This is a genomic window from Paenibacillus sp. J22P169, from assembly GCF_059691995.1.
The window spans coordinates 83,820-109,391 of sequence record NZ_JCAUAO010000012.1 but is presented as its reverse complement, the minus strand read 5'-3'; the positions used below and the strand labels follow the sequence as shown (position 1 = coordinate 109,391).

The window sequence follows — 25,572 nt, the reverse complement described above, 5'->3', positions numbered from 1 at the left end:
CCTCATCTCGGCACACTTGGGGCGACTTAAGCGCCCTTTTGGGGCCTTATTCGGCGCAATCGCGCCACTTCAGCTGTGCTGACGGCGCTTTAACGCCATTTTCGGGCGTTATTGCCTCACCTCGGCACACTTTGGGCGGCTTTAGCGCCATTTTTGGGCCTTATTCGGCGCAATCGCGCCTTTTCAGCTGTGCTGACGGCGATTTAACGCCCTTTTCGGGCGTTATTGCCTCACCTCGGCACACTTGAGGCGGCGTTAGCGCCATTTTTGGGCCTTATTCGGCGCAATCGCGCCACTTCAGCTGTGCTGCCGGCGATTTAACGCCCTTTTCGGGCGTTATTGCCTCACCTCGGCTCACTTGGGGCGGCTTTAGCGCCCTTTTGGGGCCTTATTCGGCGCAGTCGCGCCGCCTACGACTTCATCTACATTTAAATGTACATGTTCCCACCCGTATTTTCAATTTATTATAGAATCAACACATACGTTCCGTGCACATACAAAAAAGGACCCCAACGAGCCTAACCTCGTGGGATCCTTTTATAAATCGTCTATGTGTGGAAGCTTATTTATCTTTTTTTGCGTGTGAACCGTCACAGTTCCCCTCAACATTTTGCGTGTTTCCGCATGCACATTTACCCATGATCTCTGCCTCCTCCAAATGTTATCTTGTTGGTTTATTATAGCCAACTCACTTACATTTGTAAAGCAGTTAATTAAAAGTTAGTAAATGAGGATAATTATCATTCTCAGTAGCCCCATTCTCCCCCTACTAACTCGTCATGTTCAACTTTTTATCTGTAGGAAGAAAGGCTGCAAGCAGTCCGAGTAATGGTAAGTACGCACATAGCCGAATCACAAACCCAATGCTAGTCGCATCCGCCAAAGTCCCGAGCACCGCTGAACCAATGCCGCCTAAGCCAAACGCCAGACCGAAGAATAGTCCAGACACCGTGCCTACCTTACCAGGCAGCAGCTCTTGCGCGTAAACCACGATCACGGAGAAGCCGGACAACAGAATGAATCCGATGCATGCACATAGCACTGCTGACCAGAACAAGCTCACAAACGGAAGCAGCAAAGAGAAAGGCGCCGTTCCCAGGATGGAGAACCAGATCATATTTCGTCTACCGAATCGGTCCGCCAAGGGACCACCCATAAATGTACCCACAGCCCCAGCCGCCAACAAGGTGAAAATAATGAGCTGTGCTTTCCCGGTCTTGACTCCGAAATGATCCATCAAATAGAATGCGTAGAACCCCGTCATACTCGCCACATATACGAATTTTGAAAAGAGAAGCATGATCAGAATGCCTAACGCGTATGCGACTGTTTTCCTTGGCAAAGGCTTCTTCAGCGAAGCCGATTTACGAACAGCGGAACGCACGACTAGCGCGCCTTGGTACCATTTTGCAACAAACACCTGAACCACAATACCCGCTGCCGCTGCAAAAGTGAACCAAATGATCCCGAACTGACCTAACGGTACGAAAATGAGTGCGGTAAAAATAGGTGCCAACGCCTGACCAATGTTCCCGCCTGTTTGAAAAATCGACTGCGCTAGCCCTCTCCGAGGACCCGCAGCTAAGAAGGCGACCCGCGAAGACTCTGGATGCAGCACAGAGGACCCCAGTCCAACGAGAATAACGGCCATAATCACATGCGAAAACGTTCCGGCATAGGCCAGCACGACAATACCCAACAGCGAGAAAACGACGCCGATGGGCAGTAAATAAGGCTTCGGTCTGGCGTCCGTATACAACCCGATCAAGGGCTGGAACAAGGAAGCTGTCACATTAAGCGTGAAGGCAATCCAGCCGATCTGCGTAAAGCTTAACTGCAAGGAGTCATGCAGAATCGGGAAAATTGCGGGAATAACTGACTGAATCGCATCATTTAATAAGTGCACCAAGCTGATCGAGAACAAAATGGCATAGACCGTGCGCGCTTGTGTCTGTGCTGCATTCGTAGCTGATGCTGTTGCTGTTTGCATATAAACCACTCCTTATCATCATATCATCTGATGTTTAAAATCATGAGAAAAGGCAAGGATAACTCCCTTCCTTCCCTTATTCCTGTTGAATAAACTTTTTGACTTGCTGGACGGTCCCTTCCAGGTTCTGAAGCGTCCAATGCTCCGCAGCGGCAACATCCTTCTCTTGGATGGCTTGATACAAATTCACATGAAAGAGATGATGGTGATCGTGAACCTGCTCATCCTTCACTAGATTCGTTAAAGCCTCCAACAACACGGCTGAAAATGAGCGATACAGATCTACAACGATGCTATTTTTGCTTGCGACCGCGATCGCCTGATGGAAAGCCATATCGGCAGTTAAATAAGCGTTCGTATCGCCTCGTTCCAGCGCCTGCAACCGTTGATTCAACGCCTCACTCATCTGCGATAGATCCTCTTCATCGCGACGTACTGCTGCGAGTCTGGAAATTTCTAGCTCGAGCATTTTTCTGACTTCGTAAACTTCCAAAATCTCGGCCCTGCGCAGTCGGTGAACTAGCGGTTCCTGCATCGCTGCATCGGAATGCCCCGTTAGAAATGTCCCAAAGCCCTGCTTCTTCTCAAGCAATCCAGCATGGACAAGCACCCTAACAGCCTCGCGAATAGTGGAACGGCCTACACCGAACTGCTCCATTAACTCCGGCTCCGTCGGAATCTTATCCCCGATTTTTAGCTCGCCATCCGAAATTTTCTTCTGCAGCTGTGTCACAACATCATCCACAAGCTTCGGGCGGCGGAGCGTTTGAAAAGAAACCTTCGAATTCATCTGATCATCTCCTGTATGTGCATTATATCAGCCCATATCTCATTTTTCCATAAAAAAATAGCTTGAACGGTGTCTGTTGCTGCCCAAACAGCCTTGTTTCCCAAAGCCGCGGCTCCCCCTGCCCATGCACACTCGCCTATATCTTACATATATTGCTAGTGCTCATCATTTTACAGAAAGGGGTCGGTCTCGATGTACAACGACCCAACCTTGTATTCTTATCCCCCAGCTCAGTATCATCTGTATCCGGTTCATCCATACCACTATGCACCTTACTGGGCGTGGGATCGCAACTTTCCGCCGGTTGATACCAAAATGCTTTCTAATTCAGTCGTTGCCTCAGAGCACCTGCTGAAGGAAGCCTCCCTGGTCGTCAAAAAGCTCACAGACCCTGCAATCGCCCAGCAATTAATGACGAATGCTCAGAGTGGCAACCAAAAAGAAGTAGATCGCATCGTTAAAACCTTTGGTAGTGATTCTAACATCGAAACTAGCTATAGCCCAAGTGCTGTACAGTTCGTGGTTGGTCCACGCATCACTGGTAATCCCTGCTGCCGAGTCACGCTAATGCTCAAATGGGGCGAATGATGAAAAAAAAGCAATCCACTCTTCCAAAGGAACGAGTTGGGTTGCTCTTTTTCTGTAGCGTGCTCTCTGCGCGCCTCTTTGATTCGCTTCTTCAGCTAACCTCACCGAATATCTACACTGCTTAAAACCGGCCACGTGACCGCAAGCCAGTATGATGCTGCAATCAGCACGACCCAGTAGAGGCTGTAATACACATCCAACCAGGAGTAGGAGGATACATAATAATACGTGCGTTTGCGACTCATCGAAAAACGCTTCGCTTCCATTGCCACCGCCGTCCGATGGGCACGGCGAATGCTTTGGGCCAGCAGCGGAATAGCGATCATCCGCATCGTCGTATACCACGATGTGAGCGGATTCCGCTGCTTGCGCTTGCCCCTGACCTTGAGCGCATAGCGAAGCGTCTGCAGCTCTTCAAGGATGACAGGCAGCATACGCAACGCCGCCAGGAAGCTGTACGCGTACTTCGGCGCGACTTTCCACTGCTGCATCATCGCGTAGAACAACGCGACTGGCCGCGTAGTCAAACTGAACAGCAAGCCTACGGCAGCCACTTGCATACCGCGCAAACCTAGATGGATGCCGCGGTAGAAGCTCTCCTCCGTGATTCGAATAATCCCGAAGTGAACCCATAGGGTCTCCCCGTTCCCGAACATCATCATTCCCGCGGAGGATGACACAAAGATAAGCAGAAATGGTGACGCATATAGCAATAGTCGTTTGGCAGGATGACCCGACAACAAGGCTAGCGGCAATAGCGCGCCCAACGTCAGGAACAGCATCATGTTGAGGTTATGGGTGAAGACGACCACGATGAATAGCAGAATCGACAAGACGAGCTTCACCCCCGGGTTCACCCGGTGCAGCCACGTTTCGCGAAAGCTGAACGTTATTTGCATAGCAGCGGCTCACCTCCCGTGGCGGCATGCACTATGGGCTCAGGCGCGCGTTCCGTCACGCGCCCAGCATCGACCTGCCAGACGCGCGTGGCCCAGCGCTGGACGATCTCGTGATCGTGAGTCACCATCACGATCACGGTTCCGCTGGTGCGCAGCCGCTCCAGCTGCTCGAGCATGCGCAGCGTGCCGCGCGCATCGAGCCCGAAGGTGGGCTCATCCAGAAGCAGGATGCGTGGCCCGCGAACCATCGCGGACGCCACGCTGAGCCTGCGCTTCTGGCCCAGCGAGAGCTGGAACGGGTGCCGCTCGCGCAGCGCGAGCAGGTCGTATTCTCGGAGCAGCAGCTCTGCCGCTGCCCATTGCCCGTTCCTCGGCTGACCCTCTGGCAGGCCATAGGTCAGTTCTTCCTCCACGGAGTTCGTGACGAACTGGAACTCCGGGTTCTGGAACACAAAGCCGACTTGCTCCGCAAGCTGCTCGACTTTGTTGCCCTTGGTGCCCGCGATCACACAGCTTCCGCGGGTTGGGATGAGCCGCATGATCGCGAGGAGGAGCGAGCTTTTGCCTGCACCGTTGGCACCGATAACGGTGATCCAATCACCTGGATAGACGCTAAAGTTATCCACAGAGGTCCTGATCTGCCCGCCGCGAAGTCCGACGAAATCCTGGAAAACCATAACAGGCTCAATGGACTGCACGTTTGCTGACGTTTCCCTTAGTTCTCCTCCCCTAACATCCGCTTGCAATTGCTCCTTGGCATAATCCTCCCACACCTCGGGATACCAAATGCCATATTCCCTTATTTGCTCTTTGTATATCTCAAACATGGCAAGCGGCGGTCCATCCGCCAAAACTCCACCCTCTGGAGTCAGGATAATCAAGCGATCGAGAAGATCTAACATGCCGCTTATTTTGTGCTCTACGATAAGGAGCGTTTTGTCCCCGCTGATCGTCCGAATGGTGTCCCACACTTGCTTCGTGCCTTCATCATCCAGTAACGCCGTTGGCTCATCAAGAAAGAGCACCTCTGGCTCTAACGCCAGCACGCTAGCCATAGCTAACCGCTGCTTCATTCCTTGTGACAGTGTGCTAATTAACGTGTGAGGATCGGGCACATGCAGCCCGACCAAATCCAAATAATACCGAATGCGCGTGGGCATCTCTTCCCTCGGTACTTCCTGATTTTCCAGCACGAACGCGATCTCTTCGTCGATATAAGGCATGCAGAACTGTGTATCCGGATCTTGAAAAACATATCCCCACCGGCTAGGCCTGCGAATCTCATCCGCTTTGAGCGGAAGCTCAATCATGTCCGGAACGATTCCGCTTAGCACCTGCAGCAGTGTCGATTTGCCGCAGCCGCTGGGCCCTAGAAGCAGCACCTTTTCACCAGGTTCGATGGAAAAGGAAACCCCCTGAAAGATCAGGGGGGCGTCATCGCCGGGATATTTTAGCCGTAGATTCGTAACGCTCATTCCTTCGCTCATCTCATTTACCCCAGTACGTCGTAATCTTTTTTGGAAACGGGACGGATCAGATTCAGTACACCCGTGCGAGACAATGCACTCGTTAGATAGTACGCGAACACGCCGGCAATCAAAGCACTGCCCAGTAGACGCAAGCTAATGAACAAAATGTAATTCCAGAAGCTGAGCTGCTCCATATAGCCATAGTAGGTATCCACGAAGATGGACATGATCGCGGAAGCGAAAGCTGCGAGGATGGTTACTCCAACACTCGTACGGCGATAGCGGAATGCCGCGAACACGAGCTCCGCACCAAGCCCTTGAAGTAAACCAAACACGAGCGTCCCCACTCCCCAATGTCCGCCATACAACGCCTCAATCGTTGCTGCAGCTAATTCAGCCAACAGGGCAACCCCTGGCTTGCGGATAACGAGGAAAGCAAAAGTTGCAGCCATAAACCACATCCCGTAGCTCAACTGCTCTGCGTGTAAGCCCAGCGGCTTCATCAAATCATAAATCGGTCCCCAAATCCGATAAATCACACCGAACACTGCCGAAATAACAATTGTGATCAAAATATCAGTCAGCTTTAACCCTTTTTTGCTTACTTCCTTTTGCGCCATCTTCTTCTCGACTCCTTTTCCCCAATCCATATTTGTCAATGAGATAGGCGAACACGCCAACCTTGGATACATGATCTCCTTCGCCCCCTAAAGGACAAAAAAAGCCCACCGGATTAACGGCAGGCTTGAACATTTGTGCATAAAAAAGCACATCAGGTCTCTACGCTGGCATTATCCAGATCAGATTAACGGTCAGTGGCATAGGGCCACTATCTCAGCCTGACTTCATCAAGCACCCGTGTTGCTATTCATTTGGCTTAACTGTAGCGGATTAACCGCTACTTGGCAATCCTTTTTTTCCCAGAGGTTTCTCATTCAGCGTTTTATTTCTCGATCAGATGCTTCAGATCCTGCGTCAATCCGTTTAATTGACGGATGCTGTCCACGATATCCTGTACCCGATGCTGCTGCACTTCTGCGCTAGCCAACACTTCCTGAACGGATGCTGCCGACTCCTCCGTGATGGCTGCAACGGATGTCATTTCTTCCGCTACACGCTGCGATGAGACTTGCAATTGTTGATTCATACGCTGCAAATGCTCTGCCTGTGCCATCACTTCCGCTGTATTCGTGTTGATAACCTCGAACAATTGGTTCACGCTATCTGTCGATTTCTTCCCCGATTCTACGGCTGTAATTCCAACGGCTACCTTCTCAACTGCTGTCACGACTTTGGCCTGAATCGAGCCGAGGATTTCCGAAATATCAGTCGATGCGATGTGTGCGTTTTGCGCCAGCTTCCGAATTTCGTTCGCTACAACGGAGAAGCCTTTCCCATGCTCGCCTGCACGAGCAGCCTCGATCGAAGCATTCAGCGACAATAGATTCGTCTGGTTCGCGATATCAGCGATGGTGGAAACAATGTTCTCAATTTTCACATTCTCTTCGTTCACTTCATTCATGATATTGGAGGTCTCCGTGACGATCAGGGTAATATCATTGATTTTGAGCGACAAATCTTCCATCTGGGTCTTACCTTCGTTCGTCATTCTCGCCGTATCCCGGGATCTGCTGCTCATCGTATTGGATGCCGCAGTGGTCTGTTCAACCGTCTCATTCACACTCTGAATAGCTGATGTAATATCGTTAATGCTGGACGCTTGTGATTCAATACCGATCGTAATCTGCTGAAAAGCGGCAACCACTTCCTCGGTAATTCTACCTGTCACAGCGGCATTCTCTTGCAAGTTCCCACTTGAAGTACCCAGCACTTCTGTTGTCGTACGTACGCCTGACAGCATTTCATCCGTCTTAGTCTTAGCAAGCTCCGATTCCTTTGCACTTCTGGCAACGTTCGTTAGCATTCTCGTCCCGATTTGACTTTGCCCGATGAGCGTCATAATCGTGAGCAGATAAAAAGCATTAACCCCAATCGGATCCACATGCGGAGTTAGTGTCGTTATGTAATAATTCATATTAATGAGCCCGAGTACGCCATTCAGCACAAGCGGCTTGTAGTCCATGTATAAAGAAATGAGAGCTAAACTAAGGTACAGAATAAAGAGACCAAATAACGACGCACTATTCGACATAAAAAAATAGGAAATTGCACTTAGTCCGACCGCAATAATATACTTCGTATAAGGAATTGCAATCTTCTTCCAAGTTAAAATCGTACATACAATGGCAATCGGTACGCCAACCGACGAAAGGGTTATCATCATGGATACGGATGTATACGCAGCCGCGACCCCTAGTGCAAGACACGCCCATAAAAGCTTAACCATTAAGCTATTCCTTCTGTTTAATTCAAGCAGTTGATCCGACATTGTTACTCCCCCTAAATAACTTTCTACAAATTTAGACATTTCCCTACACTATTCAACCGATAGGACTTCAAACCCTCTATTTTTAATGCCAAAATCAGGATTAGATTAGAAGTTGACTTCTACCCCATAGAAAAACTACAATTTGTAGTGTCTTCATTATTTTTCAATAACGGAACTTATCCAGGATGGATCATTCCACGATGCAGAAGGGGATTGAAACGATGACAATATTGCTCTATATCGGACTAGCTCTACTCATTGCAGCTATCATTGGCTATGTGCTTGCAGCAAGGGTAAACAAAGACAACACCTCTCGGTTAAAAAAGGCCGAAAAGCAAGCCCTGAAAAAGAAGCATAAAACCTGGCTCCTTATTTCACATGCGCTGCTCATTATCGCTATTGGCTCTGTTGGCACATCACTCATTCAAAGCTCCGCCAGCAAATATAGTCTAGACAAGCTGAATTTCCATGCCAACATACAGGTCACAACTGATAAGGATTACGGACGCGAGCATAAAGATGGCACCTTGATGTACGAGATGAAAATCCCTACTTCAGGTACGCATAGCCCTCATGATTTGAAGTTCGGTTTCTATAAGGAAAGACCTGGTTACGAGATGCTTGTTCACAATCTAGAGCATGGGGATATTATCATTCATTACCATCCCGATGCACCGAAAGAGCTGCTCGATCGACTTGAGTACTTGACCCATTTCAAAACGGCTGGTGCTGGTGTTCTCGCAGTTCCCAATGTGGATGTGCCTGCTGATCAAGAGGTCGTTGTTACAGCTTGGACAAAAACGATGTCACTCGCCAAATTCGACGAAGCTAGTGTTGGTACATTTATTTACGACTATATCAACAAAGGTCCTGAACAAATTCCAGCGAATGTGCGCCTTGGCGGCGGAACGATGTAATTATTTTCGAATGGTTTCACGATCTGAAACGAGCTCGGTCGGCACCAAACCAGTAATTCTTCGGAACACACGGTAAAAATACGACGGATCATTATAACCGATGAACTCGGCAATTTCGGTCACGGTCAGTGCAGAATGACGCAGCATGTACACGGCTGTTTTAATCCTTGTGACGTGCACGAATTCACTGATCGTCTGACCCGTGACTTGGCGAAAAAGGGACGCTGCATAATTCGGAGACCGATTGATGCAGAAGCCTAACTCGTCCTTAGTCACATGCTCACGGTAATGATTCTGAATGTATCCCTTCATTTGCTCCACGCGTAGTGCCGTTGCCGAGGTTGTGGCAGCCTGATCACACTCCCGTTGGAGATACACAAACAGCTCTTGCAGATGCGCTTCACACAGCGCCATGTAATAGGGCTGTTTGTCTTGCCATCCGCGATGAATCAAACGCAGCCGATCTGCGATAATATCGAATTTGCCGGTCTGACGGCAGGTGTGGATCGTTTGTTGAAGCAGAGGGAAAATATGAGAAGCGGCTTGTACGTTAAATTGCAGCACAAATTTCTCATGGATTTTCGTTGGTACACTACGGCCGTAGAAGGGTGTTTCGCTCGGGATGAGCAGCCATTGCCCTTTCTCCAGCACTTGTTTCTTCTCGTTGATCCAATATACACAGCGGCCATAAATCACGAATATTAGCGTCCAATCCGGACGTATATTGGGCTGTTCCTCGTTCCAGGTGCTGCTTTTATCATAGTAAAAGCCTGTTAGCTGCATAGGATCCTCACCATCCTCTGAATCATACTATATTACATATAGCATACTATAGTTCATAGAAACTCGCATCAATAAGGCATATAATGAAGCCAACTAATCTCTTACATTCGAAAGGAAGTCCTTCACGATGCGTAAAACGAAAATCATTTGCACGATGGGTCCGGCTTGCGACTCCGTCCCTACCTTGAAAGAATTAATTCGCGCCGGCATGAGCGTCGCAAGATTAAATATGGCTCACGGCGATCTGGATGAGCACCGCGGTCGCATTCAGCGTGTGCGCCAAGCTGCCCAAGAGATGGGTGTCATTATCCCGATTCTCATGGATATTAAAGGTCCTGAAATCCGCATCGGTCAATTGAAAGATGCTTCCTATGACTTGCAAACGGGCGATCGCATCGTCTTGACGACTGAACAAATTATCGGCGACTCCAGCCGCGTATCCGTGAACTACCCAGGCTTGCCACAGGATGTTCAACCAGGCAATCTTGTGTTGATCGACGACGGCTCCATCGAGCTGCGCGTTGAAATGATCGACGGTACCGAGGTTACTTGTACCGTCCTGAACCCTGCTCAGTTGAAACAGCGTAAAGGTGTTAACTTGCCAGGTGTACGCACATCCCTACCGGGTGTAACAGAGCGCGATGTCATGCATATCAAATTCGGCGTAGAAGAAAATATTTCGATCGTCGCGATGTCCTTCGTTCGTAATGGAAACGATGTTCGTGAGGTTCGCGCACTTCTGGAGCAGCACGGCGCTGGCTTAACTCCGATTATCTCCAAAATTGAGAACGAAGAAGGCATGACGAACTTCGCTTCCATATTGGAAGCTTCTGACGGCATCATGGTTGCACGTGGTGACCTAGGGGTTGAAATTCCGACAGAGGAAGTTCCGATTGCACAAAAAGATATGATCCGCGCTTGTAATCTTGCTGGTAAACCAGTTATCACAGCTACGCAAATGCTGGATTCCATGCAGCGCAACCCGCGTCCGACTCGCGCTGAAGTGAGTGACGTGGCCAATGCCGTGCTTGACGGTAGTGACGTTGTAATGCTTTCCGGCGAGACAGCCGCTGGTAAATATCCGATCGAGTCCGTGACGATGATGGCGACTATCGCCGAGCGCGTCGAGCAAACGATGGTGCGCAGCTCATTGGTTGATGCACAGCTGCAATCCAACAACGAAATCACAGAAGTGTTGTGCCAAGCGGTTGTATCTTCCGCGAACAAGCTGCATGCTGCGGCGATTTTGACACCGACAGAGACTGGCTTCACGGCGCGGATGATCGCGAAATATCGTCCAGAAGCACCGATTATCGCGGTGACGAACAGCCAGCACGCGATCAGCCAACTGAGCATGGTGCAGGGTGTTATCCCTGCTCTTGGCGAGTTCTGCGAATCGACGGATGCGATGATTCGCTCCGCGATCAACCAAGCGGAGACGCTTGGTTATGTGAAAAAAGGCGACCTCACTGTCGTCTCCGCCGGTATTCCGGTTGGGAAATCCGGTACGACCAACCTGTTGAAGGTTGAGCGGGTTTAGTGCATCGCCCGGGCCAAATAGCCTGAAACTGCTGACTTCTAGCAAGTAATGTCCCGCTTGGGGAGGCCACACGCTGCCTCGTGCGATTAGATGGAAAAACCCCATCTAATTTCGGCATTAACGGCTGGTGAAGCGAAGTAACTGGAAAGACTCCAGTTATTTTCGAGGAAATACGAAGATATCTGCGTATTGCGGAGAAATAGATGGATATTTTCCATCTATCCGTAAATTTCGTCGGAATATGAGTAAATTAGATGTACTTTTTACAGTTAAATGCCTGCATAGCGCAGACTTGATAGCCTCCCTCCACCCTTGTCCTGTGGAGTGGGGCTTTTTTTGTGTCCTGCGGGCACGAAGATGAAAATTTGTGAGAAAGCTACCTAGGAAAAGGGGTACACTAGAGTAACACTGACTACCCAGCAACGGAGGACACACGTGATTATTCGACTTGGATTCGTATCGACCGCAATGGCGATTTTCAATAACACACCTAGCTCGACCTTCACATATAAGCTATTCTCCGAGCGGCCGCGCGAGGAAGCCATGCAGCGTGCTATTGAAATTGGCCGCAAAAACCTCCAAGCTACTCAAAGAATTCTCTACTATAATGCCGCTCACGGCATTCGGTTATTTCGTCTTTCATCCGCCCTGATTCCGCTCGGATGTGCGGATTGATGTCGCCAAGGAGTACGGGGACGAACTTCGCAACCTCGGGGACTTTGCGAAGGCGCACGATATTCGGCTTAGCATGCACCCGAACCAATTCACGCTGCTCAACGGAAGCGATAAAGTGGTGGACGCAGCTATCGAAGATTTGAATTATCATGCGGCCATTCTGGATGGCATGGGGCTCGACGAGGCCGCCATCATAAACATCCATGTTGGCGGTGTGTATGGGGATAAAGAAGCCGCAACGCAGAAGCTCTTCGACAATGCACCGAAGGTGCCTGAGTCTGCTATGCGGCGGCTGACTTTCGAGAATGATGACAAAACGTACACGTTGGAGGAGACCCTTGCCGTGAGTCAGAAGCTGCAGCGCCCGTGCATGCTGGATTTGCACCATGACTGGTGCAATCCCTCCGCGGTATCCCCCATCGAGCTGCTCCCCAAAATCGCGGAGACATGGGGAGATCTGCCGATGAAGATCCATGTCTCCTCACCGAAGAGTGAGAAGGAATTCCGCTCCCACTCGGACTACATCGAGCCGGAAATGCTCACGGCTTTTCTCAAGAGCTGCAAAGAGATGGATCTTCCCCGCATCGACGTCATGATTGAAGCGAAGGTAAAGGATTTGGCGCTGTTCCGTCTTGCGGAGCAGCTAGGCAAGATCCGCGGCGTTAAGCGGCTGGAGGGCGGGGTGCTGAGCTGGTGAGGCTGACATACCATGTCCAAAAAAAAAGAACCGATTCTGAAGATCTCAGACGCGGTTCTTTTTCGTTGTATCAAGGGCAGCATTGGAGAGGTTGATATTCTTCACATGCCGTAAAGCATTAATTTCACCGCCAATAATGATAATGAGCGCAGAGATGTAAAACCATGTCATCAATACGATGACCCCGCCGATACTGCCATACGTCGCGCTATAGTTCGTGAAGCTGTTGACATAGAAGGAGAATCCCAGCGACGTACCTTGCCAACCGATAGCAGCGAACAAGGCGCCAGGGAGTACACTTTTACACGTCAAGCAGGTGTTGGGCGCGATGTAGTATATACCGATGAAAACGATGAAAATGATGACAAAGTTAATAACCCACCGCAGATGGTTCCATAGCTCAATATGTGCTGCCGCTATATGAACATGCTCTGCAGTCCAGTCGCCAATCCTATGGCCAAATACGCTGAGCAGCAGCGCCGATACGATCACCACCAGCATGCCTAAAGTAAGCATAACAGCTAAGAAACGAGAATGAATGAAGCTTTTACGTGCCGGCAGTCCGTACGCTTTATTCACGGAGCGTACGATCGCATTCATTGCTGCACTGGCACTCACTAAGGCCAAGATTAATCCGAAGGAGAGGGTTCCGCCTCTTTTGACATCGAGCAAATTACTAAGCGTTTCCTCCAACCAGCCCGCTACAGCACCTGGAATATACTCACGGATTAAACCTATTACATCGTCAGATGAAAAAGGTAAGTACCCTAGTAAACTTATTACAAACAGCAGCAGCGGAAATATGGAGAGCAGAAAGTAGTACGCGCACTCAGCGGCAAGACCCGTGGCATCGTGTTCGTTAAACTGTTTCCACAGCAATTTAGCGTAAGATTTAACCATACGGCTGTTTTTCCTTTCATACGACTATAATTGTGATAAAATAGATAGTTCAGTCTTGCAAGAACAATGTAACGAAACAGGTGGTCACATGAACTCTTTTCCTATGTATACAACGCCGTTAGGCTTTAAACCAACTTCAGAGCACTCCGTGCCCCATGCGAAAATGGCACTTCTTACGAATAGCACAACGCTTGTGCCCGATACAGATGCAGACAGCTACTTTTTCCGCGATCTAGAGGAGCACGGTATCCTACTAAATGAAGCTCAAATCAAGGCAGTCCGACATTTTAAAGGCCCCCTGCTCACCTTAGCTGGCGCAGGTTCTGGGAAAACGACGGTGCTTGTATGCCGCGTCGCTTACTTACTCCGTGTCCATCAGGTACAGCCTGGGAATCTGCTTCTTATTACGTTTTCCAAAAAAGCTGCTGAAGAAATGCGGGAACGTCTTACAACGATGCCGGGTCTTCATGCGAGTATGGCTAACGTAATGCAAGTGCGAACGTTTCATGCTTTTTGCCTGCGGTTACTCCGAATGAACGGACTTCAGCAGGAAATTCTGAGTGATGGGCGCTTTCAGCAAATCGTTTTTAAGCGAATCATGCTTAGTATGGGCTTACAGGATACTTATCAGCCTGAGGTGCTTATTTCGCTGCTTTCCTCCTACAAGATGCAGCTCATCGAGGTCGAAGATCTCCCGGAAGGCACGGAAGAGGAACAGGAAGTAAAGAAGATTTTTTTGCAGTATGAACAATGGAAAATGGAGCAACAGAAGATCGATTTCGATGATATTTTGATCAAAGCGTACCAACTGCTCCTCCACAGTCCTGATATTTTGCGCTCCATGCAGCGGAAATTCACCTACATCAGCGTCGATGAATTTCAAGATACGAATACAGTTCAGTATGAAATTATTAAAATGATTGCAAGAACTCATCAGAATTTAATGGTTGTGGGTGACGATGACCAGACGATCTATTCGTTCAATGGGGCGAGAAATGAATTTATTTTGCAATTCCATGAGCAGTACCCCTCCGCGACAAACGTTACGCTGGATATTAATTATCGGTCAACGTCGAGTATTGTTGGTTTGGGGAATGCCATTATTAAGCATAATGTGCAGCGGAAATCGAAAACGCTTCTAGCTACCAAAGAAAGTACCCAAAAACCACATTATGTGAAACCAGCCAACAGTGATGACGAGGCGGATTGGTTAATTAGCGATATTCGGCTTAAAGTCGCTGAGGGCGGCAGCCAGTATGGAGATTTCGCGATTTTGTATCGAACAGCGAGCAACAGTCGGGCCATTATTGAGCAACTCATTCTGCATAACCTCCCTTTTGTGGATTATGGCACCAATGATTCGTTCTACGAGCAGTGGATGGTGAAGCCGATTATTGACCATTTGCGGATTGCGCATGAGCGGAGGAATTTCGAAGCCATCGAAGGCGTCCTCCCCTCATTATATATTGGACGAGACCAAGGCATGCGTATTATTCAAGATCAAGAAGCGATTCAGGCGAAAAAGTGGCCATTAATCCATCTGCTTGGGCTTCCCCAGTTGAAGGATTTTCAGAAAGACAAGCTGAAGGCCCGCATCCGTCTAATCAAATCTCTCGTGGAGATGACGCCGCACGCTGCGATTCAGGCGATTCGCAAGGATTTCTACGATGCGTTCCTCGAGACCAACAAGCGCAGCAAGCTCACACAACATCGCGAGATGCTGAAAGAAACGCTGGACGAGCTGGAGTCCTCTGCCAAGCGATTCAATACGGTGGAGCAATTCCTTTATTTTATCCATGAAGTAGCGGAAAAACGCACGGAAATGCGCGTGCAGAGCAAAGAACAATTTGCGGATAAAATCTCGCTCATGACGATTCACAAATCGAAGGGCTTAGAGTTCCCGATCGTGTACCTGCTCTGTGCAATTGAGGGCAATATGCCGCATAGCTCGGCACTGGATGCTAGCCATTTGGACGATGTCAAAATGGTGGGTGTTACGGGGCGCGACAAGGGAACCGCCGCGCTCGAGGAAGAACGGCGACTGGCTTATGTCGCCGTGACACGGGCGAAAGGCGAGCTGCTGATCAGCTCGCCGGCGTTTTATCGCGGGAAGAAGGCGGAGCCTTCCCGGTTCTTACTGTCCGCGTTCCCTGGCGCGGACGCAGGGGTTGTCACCAGCCGCAGCAAGCCGGCTGGCGGGTTTGGCCCGGCCGCTGGCGGAGCTGCGGCCGGAAAGCGGTCAGCCACCGGCGGAGCCGTGGCTGGGGGTAGTGCTGCGACCGCGACCGAGCGGGTCGCGGCGTGGTTGTGCGGCGCGGCCGGCTGCAAAGCCTGGTCGCGGATTTCTTCGCCGCAGGAGGCACGACTCGCGGCGAAGGCGTGCCCGCTCTGCGGTGCGGGCATGGTCAAGGGCAGCCGCGAGATCGCGCTGGCGCGGCGGTAACTCGTGCGCTACGTCCCCTTCAACGATGCGCCATATATATGACAAAGAGCAGCCATCCGCAAAGGATCGCTGCTCTTTCTTTCATCTCGACATTTTACAACTAACGCCTATACTTCTTCTTACACTAACTCACGCAAGGCACTTAGCGCAGCATCGTAATTCGGGTGTTCACTCATCTCCGTCAAATACTCCACATAACGAACCGTATCATTCGCATCCACGATGAAGATCGCACGCTGATCTAACTGAATTTCTTTGATAAGCACGCCATATGCTTGGCCGAATGAACGATTTTTGTAGTCAGACAGCGTGACGACTTTATCAATACCCGCAGCGCCGCAGAAACGGCTTTGAGCAAAAGGTAGATCCACCGAAATCGTCAAGATGACGACGTCATCACCAAGCTTGTCAGCTTCCACATTGAAGCGGCGAGTTTGAGCATCACATGTCCCCGTATCGACGGACGGCACTACGGAAATTAGCTTCACTTTGCCAGCATAATCCGCTAAGCTCACTTCCGTCATCAGATCCTTATTTACTTTAAAATCAGGAGCTTTATCCCCTACTTTAATTTCCGGACCCAGTAAAGTAATTGGATTTCCTCCAAGTGTAGCGATGCCTGTGCGTTCTGGTAGATTTGTCTGTGTCATATCAGAATCCTCCTAAGGTAGATGTGAATGGTTTTGTTTTTGCTAAGTCTTTAACGCCGGGTTATTTTTCGGATTGGCTTAAACCCCAGCAATAACAGCCTTCAATTTCTCTTTGCTCTGCACCCCAACCAGCTGATCCACCACTTGCCCATCTTTGAAAACAAGTAAGGTCGGGATGCTCATGACGTTATACTTCGCTGCAGACTCTGGGTTATCATCAACGTTGATTTTAACAATTTTCGCGGTGTCACCAAGTTCGGCTGAGAGTTCATCTAGGATCGGAGCGATCATTTTACAAGGGCCGCACCATGGCGCCCAGAAATCGACGAGTACGGTACCAGTCCCAGTTTCATTTTGAAAAGTAGCATCTGAAATATGATTAACGGACATAGCTAATTCCTCCTTGTAATACATGTTCTTGTTCTGTTTCAACTTGCTGTTCCGAAATAAAGCGTTCGGCATCGAGTGCGGCCATACATCCGCTGCCCGCTGATGTAATGGCTTGGCGGTAGATGCGATCTTGTACATCCCCACAAGCGAACACGCCCGGAATCGCTGTTTGTGACGTGCCTGGAATCACCTGTAAGTAACCCAGCTCATCCGTTGGCAGCTGCCCGCCTAAGAAACCCGTGTTCGGGGTATGCCCGATTGCTAAGAAAATACCGTCCGCCTCCAGCAGCTCTTCTTCACCTGTTGCGTTGTTGTGCACTTTCAATCCAGTTACGCCTAGCGGTCCCGCAACCACTTCAAGTGGTGTACGATTCAAGCTCCAAGCTACTTTGCTATTGCCGCGTGCGTGATCCTGCATGATTTTCGAAGCTTTGAGATCGTCTCTACGATGAACCACACGTACTTCAGACGCGAACCTCGTCAAGAATTGTGCTTCTTCCATTGCAGTGTCACCGCCGCCGATGACGATGATTTTTTTGTTTCGGAAGAAAAATCCGTCACATGTTGCGCAGGTACTTACCCCTTTGCCAATATTGTCGGATTCACCGGGTATCCCCAATTTCTTCGCTGTTGCACCAGTTGAAATAATCAGCGAATCTGCGGTCAATTGTCCCCCGTCCTCGAGAAATAAGGTAAATGGACGTTTGGAGAAATCCACCTCCGTTACGCGACCCGACTGAATCGTAGCCCCGAAGCGAAGCGCTTGTTTCCGCATGTTGTCCATTAACTCAGGTCCTGTGATCCCATCTGGAAAACCTGGGAAGTTGTCGACCTCTGTTGTTGTGGTCAGCTGACCGCCAGGCTGTATCCCCTCTATAACAAGCGGCGAGATGTTCGCTCTTGCTAGATAGATGGCTGCGGTTAGTCCCGCAGGTCCTGTTCCGATAATAATCGCTTTATGATGCATAGGAATTCCTCCTTTTTTTACTACCGGTTCTGCAGGATGTCTTCTTTTATATTTTACACAATTAAATTTGCAACAAACTTTATGAACAAAGCATATCAATTCAACTTCGTTTTGTCAACAATTAAATTGCGTACAATTTAATTTAGTGTACCAAATATGTATTAAGCTGATCTTCAGCTTACACTCATACTTTCTTCAGCTTGGACAGGCATAATGGGTTACAGAACAACAACGACACAACAGCCACATCACGAGAGGAAGAATATACATGAATTCAAAAAATAATCGCAAATGGGTATGGACGTCATCAGTCCTTTTAGTTGGTTTGATCGCTTATGTATCCGTATTTCCGCCGGTTTCTAAAACTAACGATGAGAAAGCCGTTGCCAAGGTCAACGGAGTCGAAATAAGCACGACCAAGCTCTATAACGCATTGGTAGCAAGCGGCGGAGCGCAAACACTAGACTCCATGATCACGGAAGAGCTTATCAACCAAGAGAGTAAGAAAGCGGGAATCCAGATCACGGATGCCGATGTTACGAATGAGCTTCAAACAATTAAAGCAACGTATGGCTCCGAGGATGAATTTAATCAGGCACTTGCCAACTATGGTATGACAATTGACGATTTGAAGAAAAACATGCAATCCCAAGTGATGCTGAAAAAGCTTTTGGAGCCGCAAGTCACGATCACTGACGATGAAATCAAGAAATATTATGATGAAAATTTAGAATCATTAAAAGTACCTGCACAAGTGAAAGCTTCCCATATTTCTGTAGCGACGGAAGCTGAGGCTGAAGCTATTCTTGCAAAGTTGAAAAGCGGTGGGGATTTCGCGGCCATTGCGAAGGAAAGCTCCACGGATACAGCTACGAAGGATAAAGGCGGCGATCTAGGCTATATCTCAGCAGGACAGGGAGATCCCGCTTTTGAAGCGGCGGCATTTGCTTTGGAAACGGGTGGCTTAAGCTCGGCTGTACAAACAGCTACAGGGTACGATGTTATTAAGGTAACAGATCATAAAGCTGCTTCAACACCTACCCTAGCGGACAAAACCGCTACGATTAAGCAAAGCTTAGTTGATCAAAAGATCTCAACACTTTCCCAGACTTGGTTGGAACAGAAAAAATCAGAAGCGAAGATTGAAAATAATCTTGCCGACTTGACTAAGACAACCTAGTTCTGGCTTTAGTACGACGGATGTGAACTGAAACGGCCGAGCGTCCGATGTAACGGATACAGTTCGACTGAAATAACTGTAAAATAGGTAGTTAAATTGAGCCTATTCCACTCGAATTATGATTTAGATGGAAAACATCCAGCTATTTTCACGCAAATTGTACTTTCCTGAGAAAATGGTGCCATTTAGCTACAGGAAATCCATCTATTTGGAAAATTTAAGGGAAATTCAAGAAAATAGCTGCATAAAATCCAGTTAATCGGTAAGCGGAGCGGCGTGGGGTGGTCCAAAGTCAGGCGAGACTGGCAAGCGGGCGGGTCAGATGGGCCAGCGCCAAGCGAGACTGGCAAACAAGTGGTGAGACTGTGGGGGCGTCCAGTGAGACCCAAGAGTCCTCCAGTGCGACATTCGATCCCCCTGCCCTTCTAAACAACACCAAAAATCCCCCTTAGCTACAACAGCTAAGGGGGATTTTCCTATCTATGGCGTGCGAAGCTTCATCTCGTCCAAGCTCTTGAACTGGTAGCCCTGCGCTCGGGCAGCATCAATAATTTTACCAAGCGCTTCCGTATTATCACTAGATACGGAATGCAGTAGGATGACAGCACCTGGATGCAGCTGGGCCATTACGTTTTTGTAGGCATACTCCCAGCCCTTCTGTTGCTTGGGTTCCCAGTCGCGATACGCAACGGACCAGAATACATTCGTGTAGTTAAGCCCCTGGCTGACAGCCAGCGAGCGGTCATTGAATATGCCCCGCGGAGCGCGCAGATAGTGCATCTCCTTTTGCCCCGTAACCGCGGCGACCTCATCTTTCACTTGATTGAGCTCTTTCTGAATGCGCTCCGCCGGAATTTGACTCATATCAGGATGGCTCCACGAATGGTTGCCGATCAGATGCCCCTCGGATGCCATGCGCTTCAACAGCTCCGGTTCCGTCCGAATATAGTGGCCCGTTACGAAAAATATGGCCGGCACTTGCTTCTCTTTCAGCACGTCCAGAATTCGACCTGTGTAGCCTTGTTCATACCCGTTATCGAAGGTTAAGTACAATTCCTTTTGTGACTGATCGCCTGTAAACACAGCCCCATGCTGCTTCAAGAGACCCTTGAAGCCCTCTTCATCGATCGATGGAGGCTTACCATTTACACTCTTTTTGAAACCAAAATGATAGGTTCCATCCGCTGAGACCATGGTCACTTGCCCAACCAATAGAGCCAGGGATAGCATGAGAATTCGCAAGATTTTCACGTGGATGTCATTCACTCCTTGCCTTGTGTGGTGAATTGTGGAGAGTTACAGCCAACTGGGACTGTTACTAATATGCCACACCACGGCAGGAGATTATGTGTCAAACACAAGGGTGAATCCCAACATAATATTTGGCCTCCTCCGAATTCTGTGATATCCTCCCATTCCACTTGGCTTTCATCTGAATACAATAGAGTACATGATCTGTAGGGGTGGAGATTTCGATTCGTAGACGTGATACTAAACCAATCAAAGAAGATTTACTGCATGTCCTGAAGCTATCGTCAGAGGAAGATATTTATCAAGCACAGGTTAACGGATTTTCGTTAGCCGATATCGCGAAAGCTAACCAGGTTGATGTACAGAAGGTCATTGAACTCCAATTAGCGGAGCTAACGGAGCAGCTCCAGTTGCGACTGTTCAATGGCAGCATCACACCTGAGCAATATCTAGCCCAGCGTGCTGAATTACCAGAAATCATCAGTAAAAGTGTATATGCGATGTGATCGCGCGGCACCCCGATGGGGTGCTTTTTTTGTCAGCGAAGGCTTGTTGCCGTCCTGCTTTTGTGTCACTATCTAGGAGAGCATGTTCAATTAGATTATTTGTGTAAGCACATACGAAAGGACTGCATCGCTGTGAATTTCCATCAAATGATTCCGCTTGTTCCACTAATTGATCATATCCAGGTGGCTTCTTCCGGCTTAGTCGTAGATAGCTCACCTAGAAAATATCAACTGATAATTGTCCGTCAAGGCCATCTTACCTTGCATTGGTCTGGGCATGAGCCTATTATTTGTTCGCAAGCTTATGCCTGTCATCCTGATCAAGGTGACTACATCATACAAGTACCCAAAACCAAAATCGTCGACTACGTCATCATTACCTATACGATGCTGCCAGATGAGCATGAATGGACCTTGCAAGGGCATCTAACAACCTTAAGCGAAATCAAAATTCACTATATGCTCGATGAAATTATCCGAAGAACGCAGGAGCTTAATTCCCTGACCGCCCAAGATGACGCGACACATAAGATGAGAATGAGAATGATGCTGGAGCGCATCCTATTTATCTATCTGCATGAATCCGATTTGACTCAAGAGAAAAAGTCAGCTACGGAGTCGATCGAAGGTACGATCTCCTATATCAACGAGCATTATATGCTTGAGCTTACCTTGCCTATGTTGGCACGACGTGCGGGAATGAGCGTGGGGTATTTCACGGTTTTATTTAAAAAGATGACTGGAAAGACACTTATGAGCTATTTGTATGCGTTGCGTATTGAGAAAGCCAAGATCATGTTTCTGCAGACAGATCTGCTGGCCAAAGAGATCGCAAGCCGCGTTGGATTCATCGATTACTTCCATTTCAGCAAGGTTTTCAAGAAAAAGACCGGTTATACACCTTCTCAATATGTCACCACATACCCTAAAATCTAATAATAAGACATGTCCAATATGCATATTGGACATGTTCTATGCAACCATTATTCGGTATTATACTCATTGAGAATAATAATCATTGTCACGGAGGAATGCTGAAATGAAATCCCTTTTTACTCGTATTAGCCTTATCGCACTGATCAGCGTTTTTGCACTAAGCCTCGCCGCTTGTGGCAAAACGACGAATACCCAATCAGCTGCAACAACGACACCAGCAGCTGCTAGTACTACGCCAGCTGCCAAAGTGGACAGCAAGATAACTGTCCAAGATGCGGTCGGCACGGTTGAATTGCCTAAAAAGCCTGAACGTATCGTAGCCATGGAATTCGGCTTCACAGACATCCTTGTTTCTCTTGGCGTACAGCCAATCGGTGTTGCGGACGATAGCTCCCAAGACCTTTTGATGGACTCCGTAAAAGCTTTGTTGAAAACTTACACATCCGTCGGCTCACGCTATGAGCCCAACATTGAACTTATTTCTTCCCTTAAACCAGATCTAATTATCGTTGATATTAATAAACATAAAGCTGCGATCCCACAGCTCAAAGGTATTGCACCAGTACTTGTTCTGGATGACTTCCAAGCGGATTACAATCAAATGCTTAAGAACGTAGGCATTATTGCACAAGCCGTTGGTAAAGTTGAAGAAGGCAAGAAGCGCCTTGCTGAGCACCAAACCAAAGTTGAAGCGATGAAAAAGAAGCTAGCTGCATCGAACCTTAGTGTTCTCCCTGCGGTTGTGAATCCAAAAGGCTTCTTCGCACACTCGGATCACGCCTATAGCGGCTCCTTTCTCTCTATGCTTGGCTACACGGATCCTGTTAAAAATGCAACGGCTTATCCACAGATTACTCTGGAACAGTTGGTTGAGGCGAATCCAAAAGTCCTATTCGTGATGCCAACAGAGAAAGTAACGATCGTGCAAGAATGGGAAAAGAACCCGCTCTGGCAGAAAATTGATGCTGTAGCTAATAAAAAAGTATTCACTGTTGAGAGACGCGACTGGTCCTTATCCCGTGGTATGATTGGGTCTGAGAAAATCCTCGACGATATCGTGAAGAATTTGGGGCAATAGTTCTATGAACCAACCCATGAACCTTGAGAAGCAGAGCCGTAAATGGCCTCTGCTCTTCCTATTTTCTGCGAGTCTAATAGCGATTCTAATTGGGATTATTTCCAGTTTAAAATGGGGACAATCCCCCGTGTCATGGCACACTTTGTACGAAGCTGTGACCTATCAAGGCAGTGACAAGGCTCATCTGTATATCCAAACGCTGCGCTTGCCGCGCGCCATCATGGCTTGCATCGTCGGGATGCAGCTTGGGTTGGCAGGACTGCTCACTCAGCTCACGACCAAAAACCCGCTGGCTTCCCCTCACATTTTCGGTATCAATGCGGGAGCTTCGTTGGCAGTTGTAGTTGGACTTGTGTTCCTTCCGCATTTCGGCAACATGGGTTTGATTGCTTTTGCCTTTGTGGGCGCTGCCCTAGGTGCTCTGCTGGTCTGGTCGCTCGCTGGAATGGGAAGCAAACAATACGTTTATATCGCGCTCGCCGGCATCACGATCCACTTCCTCATGTCCTCGTTGACGGAAGGGGTCATTATTCTCAATCAGCATGCAACAGACAGTATGATTTTCTGGCTGGTAGGCTCTCTGAGTCAAGCCGCTTGGACCGAAGTGCGTGTGATTCTTCCTTTTTTCATTGGCGGAATGCTTTTGTTTGGGTTTATGCTGCCTTCGTTTAAACTGCTGCTTGTCGACGATGAGATTGCGACGGGACTTGGCCAACGCATCACGTTCGTACGCGGCATCAGTGTGCTGCTCGTGATTGTACTCGCTGGCTCCGCAGTAGCCTTGTGCGGTCCAATTGGCTTCATCTGTCTCATCGTGCCGCATATTGCGCGTGCCCTGGTGGGTACCAATTTGGTCGTGCTCGGACCATTGACGGCTTTACTAGGTGGCATTCTGCTGCTGTATGCTGATTTCCTTAGCAGATTTATTGCCTTTCCGTTCGAGTCACCTGTTGGCATCGTAACTTCCGTCATCGGCGCTCCCTTCTTCATTTACTTGGCGTTAAAGCAAGGGAGGGCAAGAGGATGACTTTGAAAGCATTGCGGATCCCTATTATTTCGTTGATGATTGCTTTCGTGCTGATGATCGTCTTAGCCATCATCTATGCGCATGTTGGCGCAGTTCGTATTCCTTATCGCGACGTATGGGCAGCTCTGACGGATGTGAAGCATCCTTCGCATTTTATCGTGCATCAACTGCGCTTGCCTCGTATTCTGGTTGCTATTCTTGCAGGTTTTGGACTTGCCGTTGGCGGCGTTATTCTCCAAAGTGTCATTCGAAACCCATTGGCGAGCCCCGACGTTATCGGGATTACCAAAGGGGCTGGCTTTATGGCCGCGGGGGTCATTTTCTTGTTCCCTAAACTGCCTAGCTACTACTTACCTGTTGCTGCTTTCGTGGGAGCATTCGCTGCCTTCCTCTTGCTGCTCTTGTTAAGTCGCCGTTTAACCCTACGTCCCTCTCATCTCGCATTGGTTGGCATTGCGATTGGGACGATTTTTCAGGCTGGCATCCAGTATTTGATTGTCCGTCATCCCAGTGACATCAATGCAGCGCTGCTTTGGCTTTCAGGCAGCCTATGGAACCGTAGCTGGAACAACGTGTACAGCCTGCTGCCATGGATAGCCGTGCTGTTGCCCATCGTATGGGCGAAATTCGCCAAGCTGAATGTGTTTCAGCTTGGCGAAGAGATGACCGCCTCACTCGGTGTGCACATTGCTAGGCAGCGCTTCTGGCTGCTGCTGCTCGCTGTAGCACTAGCCGGCATCTCCGTGTCGGCTGTTGGGGCGATCGGCTTCATCGGGCTGATCGCGCCCCATATTGCACGGAGCCTCGTCGGCGGCCGGCATCAGTGGTTGATCCCGCTCGCCGCCCTGATCGGCGCGGATCTGATGCTTCTCGGCGACTTAGTAGGCCGCGTCATTATTCTCCCACGGGAGGTCCCCGTGGGGATTATGACGGCGGTCATCGGGACGCCGTACTTTATTTATTTGCTGCGGCGGGAGCGGCGGCGACGGTAACTTGCATAACTAACTCCTATTGCTACCTTTGACCCTTACCGCCTTATATAACTCGAACTGTTTCAAACTAGCTAATGTTGAAGATCTCTATAGTGCGGATACATAAGCTAGTACGCCTGGTCTCAGGCGACAAAAGCCCTGTTTGACAGACAAGTTATGTCTGGCAAACAGGGCTTTTTGTTTTTGCAGCTTGCCATAGGCATTAGCTGTATAAACTACAGTTAATCCTCGCAAATCCAATGGATTTGCAGGAATAAGTGGAAAACCTGCAGCTAATTTGTTGGTATTGTACAGATTCAGGTTAAACCTTGAAAATTAACTGTAGGAAATACATTTAATCCATCGAAAACGTGAAAAAGGGCCGAAATAGATGGATTAAATCCAGTTAGTTGCTAAGTCCAGGGGGCAAAGGGGATGAAGGTACTCTAAAAGTCCAATATTATGGGCACTATCCCATTGGCTCAGGATATGGATCTACTCTTGCTACCCTAAGCTGCTGTCCTGAGCGAAGGGGA

General features: G+C 48.9%; 24 protein-coding genes and 1 riboswitch. Of the genes, 12 read left to right on the top strand and 12 right to left on the bottom strand.

What is annotated here, in order from left to right; genetic code table 11:
* Positions 1–769: 769 nt before the first annotated feature.
* Together AC58QG_RS32235 and AC58QG_RS32230 are read right to left on the bottom strand one after the other, a co-directional pair.
* On the bottom strand, positions 770–1,990 hold the full coding sequence (locus AC58QG_RS32235; protein WP_497366109.1) for an MFS transporter: 1,221 nt from the start codon (positions 1,988–1,990) through the stop codon (positions 770–772).
* 76 nt (positions 1,991–2,066) lie between these two features.
* Positions 2,067–2,780, bottom strand: a complete 714-nt coding sequence (locus AC58QG_RS32230) for a FadR/GntR family transcriptional regulator (RefSeq protein ID WP_497366108.1) — start codon at positions 2,778–2,780, stop codon at positions 2,067–2,069.
* Between the two features lie 192 nt (positions 2,781–2,972).
* On the opposite strand from AC58QG_RS32230, the gene AC58QG_RS32225 reads away from it, so the two are divergent.
* Positions 2,973–3,368, top strand: coding sequence for a YuzC family spore coat inner layer protein (locus AC58QG_RS32225; RefSeq protein WP_497366107.1), 396 nt, complete (start codon positions 2,973–2,975; stop codon positions 3,366–3,368).
* Positions 3,369–3,469: 101 nt separating this feature from the next.
* On the opposite strand, the gene AC58QG_RS32220 is transcribed toward AC58QG_RS32225, so the two are convergent.
* From AC58QG_RS32220 to AC58QG_RS32205, 4 genes are all read right to left on the bottom strand, one after another.
* The gene (locus AC58QG_RS32220; RefSeq protein ID WP_497366106.1) at positions 3,470–4,267 is read right to left on the bottom strand and encodes an energy-coupling factor transporter transmembrane component T family protein; all 798 of its coding nucleotides are present in this window, start codon (positions 4,265–4,267) and stop codon (positions 3,470–3,472) included.
* Complete coding sequence (locus tag AC58QG_RS32215; protein ID WP_497366105.1) at positions 4,258–5,754, bottom strand: ABC transporter ATP-binding protein; 1,497 nt, start codon at positions 5,752–5,754, stop codon at positions 4,258–4,260. The genes AC58QG_RS32220 and AC58QG_RS32215 overlap by 10 nt, the downstream gene beginning before the upstream one ends.
* Positions 5,755–5,759: 5 nt before the next feature.
* Positions 5,760–6,356: an ECF transporter S component gene (locus AC58QG_RS32210; protein WP_497366179.1), complete on the bottom strand. Its 597-nt coding sequence runs from the start codon at positions 6,354–6,356 to the stop codon at positions 5,760–5,762.
* A 140-nt stretch (positions 6,357–6,496) separates the two neighbouring features.
* Positions 6,497–6,606, bottom strand: a riboswitch (TPP riboswitch).
* Between the two features lie 73 nt (positions 6,607–6,679).
* The gene (locus AC58QG_RS32205) at positions 6,680–8,125 is read right to left on the bottom strand and encodes a methyl-accepting chemotaxis protein (protein WP_497366104.1); all 1,446 of its coding nucleotides are present in this window, start codon (positions 8,123–8,125) and stop codon (positions 6,680–6,682) included.
* A gap of 221 nt (positions 8,126–8,346) precedes the next feature.
* On the opposite strand from AC58QG_RS32205, the gene AC58QG_RS32200 reads away from it, so the two are divergent.
* A complete protein-coding gene (locus AC58QG_RS32200; RefSeq protein ID WP_497366103.1) occupies positions 8,347–9,042 on the top strand; it encodes a DUF3105 domain-containing protein in 696 nt (231 codons plus the stop codon).
* On the opposite strand, the gene AC58QG_RS32195 is transcribed toward AC58QG_RS32200, so the two are convergent.
* Positions 9,043–9,825: a helix-turn-helix transcriptional regulator gene (locus tag AC58QG_RS32195; RefSeq protein ID WP_497366102.1), complete on the bottom strand. Its 783-nt coding sequence runs from the start codon at positions 9,823–9,825 to the stop codon at positions 9,043–9,045.
* Between the two features lie 127 nt (positions 9,826–9,952).
* Here AC58QG_RS32195 and pyk point away from each other — a divergent pair, with 127 nt between their 5' ends.
* From pyk to uvsE, 3 genes are all read left to right on the top strand, one after another.
* Positions 9,953–11,365: a pyruvate kinase gene (gene pyk, locus AC58QG_RS32190; RefSeq protein ID WP_497366101.1), complete on the top strand. Its 1,413-nt coding sequence runs from the start codon at positions 9,953–9,955 to the stop codon at positions 11,363–11,365.
* 435 nt (positions 11,366–11,800) lie between these two features.
* Positions 11,801–12,040 (top strand): hypothetical protein, encoded by a 240-nt coding sequence (locus tag AC58QG_RS32185; protein WP_497366100.1) that lies wholly within the window; start codon positions 11,801–11,803, stop codon positions 12,038–12,040.
* Entirely contained in the window at positions 12,030–12,737 is a 708-nt protein-coding gene (gene uvsE, locus AC58QG_RS32180; RefSeq protein WP_497366099.1) for a UV DNA damage repair endonuclease UvsE, read from the top strand. Before AC58QG_RS32185 ends, uvsE begins: the two co-directional genes overlap by 11 nt.
* Before the next feature lie 45 nt (positions 12,738–12,782).
* On the opposite strand, the gene AC58QG_RS32175 is transcribed toward uvsE, so the two are convergent.
* Positions 12,783–13,637 carry a YihY/virulence factor BrkB family protein gene (locus AC58QG_RS32175; RefSeq protein WP_497366098.1) on the bottom strand — a complete coding sequence of 285 codons (855 nt, stop codon included), beginning with the start codon at positions 13,635–13,637 and terminating at the stop codon, positions 12,783–12,785.
* An 88-nt stretch (positions 13,638–13,725) separates the two neighbouring features.
* On the opposite strand from AC58QG_RS32175, the gene AC58QG_RS32170 reads away from it, so the two are divergent.
* On the top strand, positions 13,726–16,080 hold the full coding sequence (locus tag AC58QG_RS32170) for a UvrD-helicase domain-containing protein (protein WP_497366097.1): 2,355 nt from the start codon (positions 13,726–13,728) through the stop codon (positions 16,078–16,080).
* 119 nt (positions 16,081–16,199) lie between these two features.
* Here the strand turns inward: AC58QG_RS32170 and tpx are convergent, their stop codons facing one another.
* From tpx to trxB, 3 genes are all read right to left on the bottom strand, one after another.
* Entirely contained in the window at positions 16,200–16,730 is a 531-nt protein-coding gene (tpx, locus tag AC58QG_RS32165) for a thiol peroxidase (protein ID WP_497366096.1), read from the bottom strand.
* Between the two features lie 78 nt (positions 16,731–16,808).
* Positions 16,809–17,120 (bottom strand): thioredoxin, encoded by a 312-nt coding sequence (gene trxA, locus AC58QG_RS32160; RefSeq protein WP_497366095.1) that lies wholly within the window; start codon positions 17,118–17,120, stop codon positions 16,809–16,811.
* Positions 17,110–18,087, bottom strand: coding sequence for a thioredoxin-disulfide reductase (gene trxB, locus AC58QG_RS32155; protein ID WP_497366094.1), 978 nt, complete (start codon positions 18,085–18,087; stop codon positions 17,110–17,112). The genes trxA and trxB overlap by 11 nt, the downstream gene beginning before the upstream one ends.
* A gap of 268 nt (positions 18,088–18,355) precedes the next feature.
* On the opposite strand from trxB, the gene AC58QG_RS32150 reads away from it, so the two are divergent.
* The gene (locus tag AC58QG_RS32150) at positions 18,356–19,267 is read left to right on the top strand and encodes a peptidyl-prolyl cis-trans isomerase (RefSeq protein WP_497366093.1); all 912 of its coding nucleotides are present in this window, start codon (positions 18,356–18,358) and stop codon (positions 19,265–19,267) included.
* A gap of 480 nt (positions 19,268–19,747) precedes the next feature.
* On the opposite strand, the gene pdaA is transcribed toward AC58QG_RS32150, so the two are convergent.
* The gene (gene pdaA / locus AC58QG_RS32145) at positions 19,748–20,497 is read right to left on the bottom strand and encodes a delta-lactam-biosynthetic de-N-acetylase (protein WP_497366178.1); all 750 of its coding nucleotides are present in this window, start codon (positions 20,495–20,497) and stop codon (positions 19,748–19,750) included.
* 233 nt (positions 20,498–20,730) lie between these two features.
* Here pdaA and AC58QG_RS32140 point away from each other — a divergent pair, with 233 nt between their 5' ends.
* From AC58QG_RS32140 to AC58QG_RS32120, 5 genes are all read left to right on the top strand, one after another.
* Positions 20,731–21,024 carry a hypothetical protein gene (locus AC58QG_RS32140; protein ID WP_310501662.1) on the top strand — a complete coding sequence of 98 codons (294 nt, stop codon included), beginning with the start codon at positions 20,731–20,733 and terminating at the stop codon, positions 21,022–21,024.
* 147 nt (positions 21,025–21,171) lie between these two features.
* A complete protein-coding gene (locus AC58QG_RS32135) occupies positions 21,172–21,960 on the top strand; it encodes a helix-turn-helix transcriptional regulator (RefSeq protein ID WP_497366092.1) in 789 nt (262 codons plus the stop codon).
* A gap of 103 nt (positions 21,961–22,063) precedes the next feature.
* Positions 22,064–23,038: an ABC transporter substrate-binding protein gene (locus AC58QG_RS32130; RefSeq protein ID WP_497366091.1), complete on the top strand. Its 975-nt coding sequence runs from the start codon at positions 22,064–22,066 to the stop codon at positions 23,036–23,038.
* A gap of 4 nt (positions 23,039–23,042) precedes the next feature.
* Positions 23,043–24,065 carry a FecCD family ABC transporter permease gene (locus AC58QG_RS32125; RefSeq protein WP_497366090.1) on the top strand — a complete coding sequence of 341 codons (1,023 nt, stop codon included), beginning with the start codon at positions 23,043–23,045 and terminating at the stop codon, positions 24,063–24,065.
* Positions 24,062–25,057: a FecCD family ABC transporter permease gene (locus AC58QG_RS32120; protein WP_497366089.1), complete on the top strand. Its 996-nt coding sequence runs from the start codon at positions 24,062–24,064 to the stop codon at positions 25,055–25,057. The genes AC58QG_RS32125 and AC58QG_RS32120 overlap by 4 nt, the downstream gene beginning before the upstream one ends.
* The last annotated feature ends 515 nt before the right edge of the window (positions 25,058–25,572 follow it).

Coding starts and splice junctions, on each gene's coding strand:
- AC58QG_RS32220 (WP_497366106.1), bottom strand. CDS start 4,267: ATGCAAATAACGTTCAGCTTTCGCGAAACGTGGCTGCACCGGGTGAAC.
- AC58QG_RS32200 (WP_497366103.1), top strand. CDS start 8,347: ATGACAATATTGCTCTATATCGGACTAGCTCTACTCATTGCAGCTATC.
- AC58QG_RS32235 (WP_497366109.1), bottom strand. CDS start 1,990: ATGCAAACAGCAACAGCATCAGCTACGAATGCAGCACAGACACAAGCG.
- AC58QG_RS32210 (WP_497366179.1), bottom strand. CDS start 6,356: ATGGCGCAAAAGGAAGTAAGCAAAAAAGGGTTAAAGCTGACTGATATT.
- pyk (WP_497366101.1), top strand. CDS start 9,953: ATGCGTAAAACGAAAATCATTTGCACGATGGGTCCGGCTTGCGACTCC.
- AC58QG_RS32125 (WP_497366090.1), top strand. CDS start 23,043: ATGAACCAACCCATGAACCTTGAGAAGCAGAGCCGTAAATGGCCTCTG.
- AC58QG_RS32150 (WP_497366093.1), top strand. CDS start 18,356: ATGAATTCAAAAAATAATCGCAAATGGGTATGGACGTCATCAGTCCTT.
- AC58QG_RS32195 (WP_497366102.1), bottom strand. CDS start 9,825: ATGCAGCTAACAGGCTTTTACTATGATAAAAGCAGCACCTGGAACGAG.
- AC58QG_RS32135 (WP_497366092.1), top strand. CDS start 21,172: ATGATTCCGCTTGTTCCACTAATTGATCATATCCAGGTGGCTTCTTCC.
- AC58QG_RS32215 (WP_497366105.1), bottom strand. CDS start 5,754: ATGAGCGAAGGAATGAGCGTTACGAATCTACGGCTAAAATATCCCGGC.
- trxB (WP_497366094.1), bottom strand. CDS start 18,087: ATGCATCATAAAGCGATTATTATCGGAACAGGACCTGCGGGACTAACC.
- tpx (WP_497366096.1), bottom strand. CDS start 16,730: ATGACACAGACAAATCTACCAGAACGCACAGGCATCGCTACACTTGGA.
- trxA (WP_497366095.1), bottom strand. CDS start 17,120: ATGTCCGTTAATCATATTTCAGATGCTACTTTTCAAAATGAAACTGGG.
- AC58QG_RS32120 (WP_497366089.1), top strand. CDS start 24,062: ATGACTTTGAAAGCATTGCGGATCCCTATTATTTCGTTGATGATTGCT.
- AC58QG_RS32170 (WP_497366097.1), top strand. CDS start 13,726: ATGAACTCTTTTCCTATGTATACAACGCCGTTAGGCTTTAAACCAACT.
- AC58QG_RS32205 (WP_497366104.1), bottom strand. CDS start 8,125: ATGTCGGATCAACTGCTTGAATTAAACAGAAGGAATAGCTTAATGGTT.
- pdaA (WP_497366178.1), bottom strand. CDS start 20,497: ATGCTATCCCTGGCTCTATTGGTTGGGCAAGTGACCATGGTCTCAGCG.
- AC58QG_RS32175 (WP_497366098.1), bottom strand. CDS start 13,637: ATGGTTAAATCTTACGCTAAATTGCTGTGGAAACAGTTTAACGAACAC.
- AC58QG_RS32130 (WP_497366091.1), top strand. CDS start 22,064: ATGAAATCCCTTTTTACTCGTATTAGCCTTATCGCACTGATCAGCGTT.
- AC58QG_RS32230 (WP_497366108.1), bottom strand. CDS start 2,780: ATGAATTCGAAGGTTTCTTTTCAAACGCTCCGCCGCCCGAAGCTTGTG.
- AC58QG_RS32225 (WP_497366107.1), top strand. CDS start 2,973: ATGTACAACGACCCAACCTTGTATTCTTATCCCCCAGCTCAGTATCAT.